Source organism: Mesorhizobium sp. (assembly GCF_024509055.1).
In the GTDB taxonomy this organism is placed as follows: Bacteria; Pseudomonadota; Alphaproteobacteria; order Rhizobiales; family Rhizobiaceae; genus Mesorhizobium.
Genome location: NZ_JANINM010000236.1, coordinates 1 through 2,733, shown reverse-complemented (window position 1 = coordinate 2,733; position 2,733 = coordinate 1). Strand labels below are relative to the sequence as shown.

The window sequence follows — 2,733 nt, the reverse complement described above, 5'->3', positions numbered from 1 at the left end:
CCCGCTCCGCTGAGGCCGGCGATCGACACCAGCTTGCCCTCGACACCGTCTTCGTCGAGCTCGGGAAAACAGCCGTCCCAGTAACGGCTCGCAATGCCCGCGAGGATCTTCAAGCCGTCCCTGAGCCCGGCGAACCCTTCGGTGCGAACAAGCGCTTCGACCAGCCAGGCCGCAACTTCGAGATCCTTGCCGCCACGGCTCAGCAACTCGCCTGCCGAGGTAACGACGGTGCCCCATGCTTCCGGCGTCGGCCGCCCCGTTTCCACCGATGCGCGCTCTTCGGACCGCGCAGCATTGCGCGCGTCCTTGACCTGATAGTAAAGTGAATTAGCCGAACCTTCGGCTCGCGGGTCCGCACCGGCCGGCGACTCGTCCGAAACCGGAGCGAGAAGGGTATCGATGTCGATAACCTGCGGCGCTGCCATTTACTAACTTTCCTCCCGCCAATTTAGACACTGATAGAATTCAATGTCCGAATCAAACGCTAAATACGCGCCGCGATCGATGACCGCCGGTATTGTCCTCATCGTTCAAGATTCGTCGCGGGGCGGTCGGACTTCAGCCGGCCGTTCCCGCCATTTGCGATGTCCATCCCGCGAAGCATCGCGGCCTCGAATCTTTGGTCCAGCTTCTGCGGCTCGCCACCGGTGATCGCTAACAGCACCGATGCCCCGACGCCGATCGCGCCGAGGCTGGGATCCGGCAATGCATCCGGCATGTTGGCCGGTGCCAGACTGCCGCCCGACCAGAAGACCGCCAGCGCGGCATAGGCGGCGGCGCCTTCGAGATTTGCGCCTTCTGCTGCTTCCATGCAGGCACGGCGCCTGGCGTCGCCAGGTTCGTAGACCCAGGCGGTCGCTCTCTCGAGGCAGTCTGCCTCGGGCGCCGACAACTGATCCTGGCTGCCGCCGACGGTGACACATGCCCACCAGATCGCTTCTCTGATCGGCAACGCGAAGGCAAGGAAGCGAACCGCATCGCCAATATGCTTGTTGTCGGCGAGCAGCGCCAGGAAACCTTGCGGTGAGAGACTCGGCAGCAAGAATGCCTTGGCCTCCTGTGACAGGTCCACGCGGCTGCAGATTTCCTGCGCCGTCGCTTCTTTCACCTTGCGAAAGGGGTCCGTCTGAACCTTCACTTCGCGAGTTCCCGCACGAATCGACGCGTCCCGGCCAGCGACAGGGCGAAAAGGCGGCATGGACATCTCCGCATCCGAGCCGTCGCTCTTTTTTCGTTGCCTCCCAAACGCAGTCTCCGCCCTGCCTCGATCGCCGACTGCGATCCAGACTAATTGATCTTGACCAGACCACCTTTGACGGTCGCCATCGCGTCCGCCGCGATATCGATGATCGGCGCCTTCGTTTCAGCTTTGGCCGTTCCGGCGATCTTGACCTGCATTCCGTTTATCTCGATGCCCTGCTGGGTCAGCTTGATGGTGTTCTCACCGCATTTCAGCGTGATGCCGTTCATTGCTTCGATCGTCACCGACCCCACCGCCGCCTTCGTCGTCTGGTTGCCCTGGCTGATGGTGATGGTCCGGTTGCCCTTGGACACGGTCAGGGCGTCGTTGCCTTCCGAGATGGTGGTCTTGCGATCGTTCTTGATCGTGCTTGTCTGGTCGTGCTTCACGTCCAGCGTGTCATCATTCTCCACCTCGCGCAGAAAGTCCTTCTGCGCGTGGAAAACGATCTTCTCAGACCCGGCCTTGTCGTCGAACGACAGTTCGTTGGCGTCCTCCTTGCTCGCGCTCGCCATGGACCGGGTGAGAAGGCCGCTCTTCGTCCCGTTTTCCTTCGATATCCATGGCGGGGCGTTGGAGGAATTGTAGACGGCGCCGGTCACCAGCGGCCGGTCGGGATCACCGTCGAGGAAGTGAACGAGGACTTCCATGCCACCGCGTGGGACGAAAACGGCCCCCCACTGGTCGCCAGCGACCGACTGCGCGACGCGCACGTGGCAGGTCGCCTTGTTGTTCTTCTCTCCCTCACGGTCCCAGAAGAACCGGACCTGTATCCTGCCATACTCGTCGGTCGCGACGTCACCCTTCGTACCGACCACGAGCGCGGTCTGCGGGCCCAGCACGATCGGCTTTGGCATCGGCAGCGCCGGGCGCGCTAGCCGACCTACCGGAATGCAGGTGAAGCTGTTGCGATAGAAAGGTTTGCCTTCGATACCGGGCTTGGTCGTGAAATAGCTTTGATCCCTTGCCTCGTGGACCACCCGCGTCAACACGAATTCCTTGCCCTTGACCTGATCGACAGGATGCTCCTTGACCGTGAATCGGTAGCCTGGCGTGAAGCTGGCCGCGGTCCCCCGGCCACTGGCAACCTCGAAGCCCGCATCCACGGCATCGACGGCAACGCCCGCAAGCTGTGTCAGCCGGCCTGTCTTCATCCCATCGCCGGGATAGCGAAACTGCTCCCAGTCCTTGGAGGCTGCCGGCTTCAGCGCGGTCTTTTTCGTGTGTTCGACAGGGTTGGCCGCGCTCTCGTAGTTGTAATCCCGCAGGGTCCAGCTCGTATCGGTCAGGTTGGCGCCGAAATCCAACGCATGAACAGCGTCGGCCACGTCGATCATGTCCTGCCTGTATTCGATCGTCTTCTGATCGGCCTCGGGGTAGGCGTTGGCTTGGTCGCAAAGCACCATCTTGTGATCGGACTGGCTGTGCTTGAAATAGAAGAATATCCCCTCCTCGGCGAGCAGGCGCTGCAGGAAGGCGAGATCGGTTTCACC

General features: G+C 61.9%; 3 protein-coding genes. All 3 read right to left on the bottom strand.

The window, feature by feature from the left end:
• A partial coding sequence (locus tag Q0L57_RS11670) for an ImpA family type VI secretion system protein (protein ID WP_296742768.1) occupies positions 1-425 on the bottom strand: 425 nt, incomplete at its 3' end.
• 98 nt (positions 426-523) lie between these two features.
• A complete protein-coding gene (locus Q0L57_RS11665) occupies positions 524-1,204 on the bottom strand; it encodes a hypothetical protein (RefSeq protein ID WP_296742765.1) in 681 nt (226 codons plus the stop codon).
• Positions 1,205-1,287: 83 nt separating this feature from the next.
• Positions 1,288-2,733: type VI secretion system Vgr family protein (tssI, locus tag Q0L57_RS11660; protein ID WP_296742761.1), on the bottom strand; the 1,446-nt coding region annotated here is incomplete at its 5' end.

Bases quoted from the DNA above. Each gene is read 5' to 3' on its own strand.
- Q0L57_RS11665 (WP_296742765.1), bottom strand. From the start codon at position 1,204: ATGTCCATGCCGCCTTTTCGCCCTGTCGCTGGCCGGGACGCGTCGATT.